This window comes from Spirochaeta lutea (assembly GCF_000758165.1).
Lineage (GTDB): Bacteria > Spirochaetota > Spirochaetia > DSM-27196 > Salinispiraceae > Spirochaeta_D > Spirochaeta_D lutea.
Genome location: NZ_JNUP01000062.1, coordinates 1455 through 6205 on the forward strand (window position 1 = coordinate 1455; position 4751 = coordinate 6205).

The 4751-nt window shown below is 32.1% G+C and carries 7 protein-coding genes; all 7 read right to left on the reverse strand.

Going from position 1 to position 4751, the window contains the following annotated elements:
• Window positions 1-81: 81 nt before the first annotated feature.
• On the reverse strand, window positions 82-429 hold the full coding sequence (locus DC28_RS07515; protein WP_037547409.1) for a DUF3024 domain-containing protein: 348 nt from the start codon (window positions 427-429) through the stop codon (window positions 82-84).
• A 112-nt stretch (window positions 430-541) separates the two neighbouring features.
• The gene (locus DC28_RS07520; protein WP_037547410.1) at window positions 542-970 is read right to left on the reverse strand and encodes an NUDIX domain-containing protein; all 429 of its coding nucleotides are present in this window, start codon (window positions 968-970) and stop codon (window positions 542-544) included.
• A 144-nt stretch (window positions 971-1114) separates the two neighbouring features.
• The gene (locus DC28_RS07525) at window positions 1115-2137 is read right to left on the reverse strand and encodes a DUF4932 domain-containing protein (RefSeq protein ID WP_037547411.1); all 1023 of its coding nucleotides are present in this window, start codon (window positions 2135-2137) and stop codon (window positions 1115-1117) included.
• A 224-nt stretch (window positions 2138-2361) separates the two neighbouring features.
• A complete protein-coding gene (locus DC28_RS07530; RefSeq protein WP_037547412.1) occupies window positions 2362-3216 on the reverse strand; it encodes an NADase-type glycan-binding domain-containing protein in 855 nt (284 codons plus the stop codon).
• Window positions 3217-3350: 134 nt separating this feature from the next.
• The gene (locus DC28_RS07535) at window positions 3351-4124 is read right to left on the reverse strand and encodes a hypothetical protein (RefSeq protein WP_037547414.1); all 774 of its coding nucleotides are present in this window, start codon (window positions 4122-4124) and stop codon (window positions 3351-3353) included.
• The gene (locus tag DC28_RS16415) at window positions 4125-4436 is read right to left on the reverse strand and encodes a hypothetical protein (RefSeq protein ID WP_037547415.1); all 312 of its coding nucleotides are present in this window, start codon (window positions 4434-4436) and stop codon (window positions 4125-4127) included. It abuts the gene before it with no gap.
• Window positions 4437-4444: 8 nt separating this feature from the next.
• Window positions 4445-4660: a hypothetical protein gene (locus DC28_RS16420; protein ID WP_156104621.1), complete on the reverse strand. Its 216-nt coding sequence runs from the start codon at window positions 4658-4660 to the stop codon at window positions 4445-4447.
• Window positions 4661-4751 lie beyond the last annotated feature (91 nt).

The window sequence follows — 4751 nt, forward strand, 5'->3', positions numbered from 1 at the left end:
CCCGCCGATAGGCGGATCAGCAAACTCCATGACAATAGGCGAATCAGGTTGAAGTGCTTGTTATACCGCGCTTTTATTTTTCTATCCCCAGAAACACCCATTTTCATCTTTATCAATCACAGATAATACTTCCTCTATTGAATCCGAAAATAAATCTGGTTCATAGCTATGCCATTTCAAGTCTCGTCGCATCCAAAATAATTTCCACTTATTTTTAGTTCTGACATATGTAGTTTTTGCCACCTCAATTTCTATTTTACTTGATGGATTCTGAAATTCCGGTCGTATTTCAAAGATAACTACGCTTTGATTCTCGATCCGATAGGCAATATCAAGTTCATCGCGGATTTCCACTGGTGGTCTTTTGGATTCCATAAAATCGTCCAGGATCATCTGGTATCTCTTTATTTCAAATTCACTAAATCCCAAATCCATCTCCTAATCACAGCAGAGCTCAAGGAAGCATGCGTTCGAATTATTACCATTCCTTAGCTCAAATCAATTAAATCATTTTCAAATGATCCTGACAGTATTCCATTTATCATTCTCTTAAAATGAAGTGAAATGGTGTTTGATTTTTCTTATTAATTATCTCCTTTATTTTATTTGGTCTTAAATCCTTCTGTAGCAATTCATCTATTGGAATAGCCAAAATGTTGTTTGGCAGATTTGGAAGATTCGGGAGGAAAGTTCGGTATACAAAATTAACTTCGTGGAATTTCTTATTTTCATGTTCGAAGAAACTCTCCAATACCCCTTCATATTCTAACTCTGGGCATTGAAATCCGATCTCTTCAAGAAATTCGCGTTTCGCTGCCATTAAGGAATCTTCTTGGATTTGAATTCGTCCACCGATAGGAAAATAAAAATCATCCTGGAATTTCTCAACCAAGAATCCTTTCGGTGTTTCACATAACACTGTAACTCGTAAATTTAATTTATTTGCACCAAGTTCGATTGATATATCCAAATTAATTCCTGCAGTTTATTTTACGTCGGTATAACGCCCACTTAACCATTTTTGCGTAATTGGCGCGTGTTTTTGCGTTAAGCAAAAACCGTGACAATAGCAAAATATGGTTCAAGTGATTGTTATGTTTGCTTTCATGTTTTTCTAAATTAGATCAGTTACATCTTCTAATAATTTGTTGAAGTATGTTCTAAATATTTTATATTCATTTCTATGATTTAGATAATAGTCTAATGATCCTATTATAGTTTCTATGTATATGAATCCTTTGTTTATTTCTTTTTCGATCATTTCTTTCTCATTATTTGAAGGGAAGGTAATACACATTATCTTAATTGTAATTGCTCTTACGATATGTTCAATTAATGTTATTTCCCAATTCGGATAAACTTGTCTTCGCATTTTCTGTTCTATTGGTTTATATAATGATTCTGTAATTGAAACCATTTCGTTTTCTTTATATATCAATGGATTTACAAATGGATGACTTAGTTCATGTATTAAAAAGGAAAGATATTGTAACGGATCATCTATATTTCCCAAAGTTGGATACATTTCTGTCTGATTATCATAGTCTACAGTGACACCATATCCATGTGTTGCATCAGGGGTTAGGCATATATTAATCTTTCCTGCAGTCTCTCCAAAGAATGCATTTAATGTAGTTATAATGTCAATTTTTCTGATATTTGACAGTGTTTTATTTCCTTGCTCTTTATAGAATGACGAATTTTTATAAAAGTATTCAAGATAATTAATATCTTTATTAAAATCATGTAATTGTATAACGAAATTTTCTATGATTTTTTCTCCACCGGCACGCCTAATATAGTATTCATTTCTTATTAAATTTTCTTTTAATGATCCGTCTCCATTAATTCGGTGTAGTATTCCAGGAATTGCATCATATGAGAAACCTCTTCTAAACATTCCAAGTAACGTTTCGAATACTGGATGGTCAATATATGATGAAAAAGATGCAATCTGTTTTTGCATATAATCTGATATTCTGTATTGTGAGAAACCAGTCTTATATCTCATTATTTCTAAGATTAAGTATGTTAATTCGATTTTTGGATCAACAAATATCTTATATTTTTTATCTGAATACAGTATTTGAGGATTACCTAAAAATATTTCATTTTTATATTCTTTTAATTCAGTCATCACAGACAATTTCCAATTTTCTTTCTAATGGATTACATTTTCTATCTTGAAATGTAATTTATTTCTGTTTCATAGTTATGCTCATTTTAAAAAAGTAGCCATAAGCAAACATAACAACCGCTTGAGCGGCGAGCCGTAATTGGCGTGAAAAATGCCGAGCGCAGCGACAAGCATTTTTCATGACAATAGGCGAGTCCGACTCGAAGCGCTTGTTATATGGAATTTTATTTTAATCCTCTGATTCCTAAAATAAAATTTAGACATGTATCGTCCCATTGTGAGCCATTATATACTTCTAAAATTTCAATTGTGACTTTATTCGTGTAATCTGGAAGCCTTATTATCTGTGGGGAAGGAGAATCAGCTAATTCTATCTCAAAACTGAAGTTTCCATTGAAATCTGTAATTCTTATTGATTTTATTCTATTATTTCTTCCATATAGACTAGGTCTTGAGCTAGAAACAAATCCATTTGAAATTAGTAATCCATTGACAGGAAATCCATTCCAATAATCATTTGGATTTCCATTCTCATCAACTACAAATTGGACTGTGATGACTTCTCCAATTCCTGAACCTGAAACTCCTTCTACCCAGGGACCAATAATTGCTGACCTTTCAAGATTCGAAGGTAAATATTCCGTTTCGCCTTCGATTAGGTATGATGATGCTTCATAAATCGAAGCATAGTTAATAAGTAGTAAATCGTGCCGACCAATTAATGAGCTTTCGATAATTTCAGTTATTTTTTGTTTGTTAATAAATAAGGTCTCGCCTCGATAATTGACTAAGGAAAGATAGGCGAAGTATTCATTTGATAAAAAGACCAAACTCACATATGGCTCTGAAAATATTTCGATAAATGGAATATTATCTTGGATCGAGTATTGATATTCTCCTTCCAAAGTCATTTCGGGCAAATCATTGAAAAATGAAAAAAATTCAGCTTCCCCAGCTTGTAACGTCAAATAACCGTCATATACACCTGCACTGAAAGTTCCTTCCGGAGAATTTTGTGCGACCAAAGAAACTGGCAAGAAACTAATAAATATAAGAATAATTCTGATCTTCTGTTTCATTCTTCCTCTAATTTCCATATAACATTTGCTTAACCTGTAATTCCGGCCCGAAGGGATTGGCGCACTTTTTGCCGAGCGTAGCGACTGCAAAAAGTGTGACAAAAGGAATTATCAGGTTGAAGCAGTTGTTAGGTTTATTTTTGTAAAACACCAACCATATTACCTATACCATTATTCATTTCACTCGGTCTTGATAAGTTAATTACCCTTTCTAGATAATTCATTTTATTTATAATTTTGATATTACTACTATTTTCTTGTTTATTTAGATGTATATAATCAAGTATGTCTTTTTTAGATTCATCATATCTATAGATGTTTTGACCATATTGTAATAATGGTGAAATCTCTAACTGATAGAGGTAATTCATGAAATATTTATTTTCCAAATTATTAACGATGCTTGGTTTCCATTTGAATAATTCATTATTAGAATTTTGTATTTGATCATCAAATATTTCTTTACCTATTACATTGTCTACTTCTATTATGGGGTGCTCAGCAATTGTTGATTCAATTTCATACGCACGATTAACCGCTGGTCCAAAAAAACCTAGGTCATCAAAATAACAATCACCAAAAGTAATACCGCCGCGTAAAAAGTTACCTGATAATAGTACTTGTAGAAAAGGATTTGTAGTATTCAATATAGCTGTTTTTATAAGATTTAGATCGTTTTTCCTGGATTCTTCAATTCCTTTTTTATAGAAATAAAAAATATATACACAATCGGAAAAAGAAAATATTTTTCTGTCATAGATAACATGGCTTATTAGTTTTTGTCTTTCTTGATTTAATATCAATTCTTCATGAAATATCTTATGAATAATATATTTTTTGTTAAAATCAGTTATTGATTTTGAACCAAGAAGATCAGCAAAAATAACTACCATTTTTTCATATGCCATTTATTTATCCTCTTCACTCTTTTGATGTTCAATGAATCGCTTTTTCCATTCATTGAATAGTTTTATACTCAAATTTCCTTTTACGTAATTACAATGCTTGCAGCAAGAAACACAATTTTCAATAGAATATCCTTTTGAATTATCAATTCTATCTATTCCATTTGGGCCTTCGACATTACAATAATAACAATTGCCAGTAGATAATCTATCAAATTGTTCTTTTGTAAGTTCAAATTCTCGATCATTAGCTTTTGCCTTTCTTTTATATTCACTGTATTTTGGTGGATTTACGTAATTTAGTGTATGTTCCATTTTATTATCTATTTGTCAGATTCATTTTTTAAGCGAAGACATCCATCTCCTAATCCAATTACTTCAAAAAACTCATGGCAATATAAACAATTTAGAATATTGTGTTCACCATAAACTGTATGAAAACCACTTTGCCAATAATCCCCAGTTTTATGACATTTCGGGCACTCTACATAACATGGATTGCTACCTTCAGGTCGCGATCCATTTTCTATAAGCTCCATATGTGTCTCCTTTCTATTTGGGCGCCGAAGGCGTCAACCTAACGACCGCTTAACCTGCGGAGCGAAAGTGGCGCGGTTTTTGCCCGGAAAT

What these genes read in the sequence shown, in the direction of transcription:
- DC28_RS07525 (WP_037547411.1), bottom strand. Translation starts at nt 2,137, where the DNA reads ATGACTGAATTAAAAGAATATAAAAATGAAATATTTTTAGGTAATCCT.
- DC28_RS07530 (WP_037547412.1), bottom strand. Translation starts at nt 3,216, where the DNA reads ATGAAACAGAAGATCAGAATTATTCTTATATTTATTAGTTTCTTGCCA.
- DC28_RS07535 (WP_037547414.1), bottom strand. Translation starts at nt 4,124, where the DNA reads ATGGCATATGAAAAAATGGTAGTTATTTTTGCTGATCTTCTTGGTTCA.
- DC28_RS16415 (WP_037547415.1), bottom strand. Translation starts at nt 4,436, where the DNA reads ATGGAACATACACTAAATTACGTAAATCCACCAAAATACAGTGAATAT.
- DC28_RS16420 (WP_156104621.1), bottom strand. Translation starts at nt 4,660, where the DNA reads ATGGAGCTTATAGAAAATGGATCGCGACCTGAAGGTAGCAATCCATGT.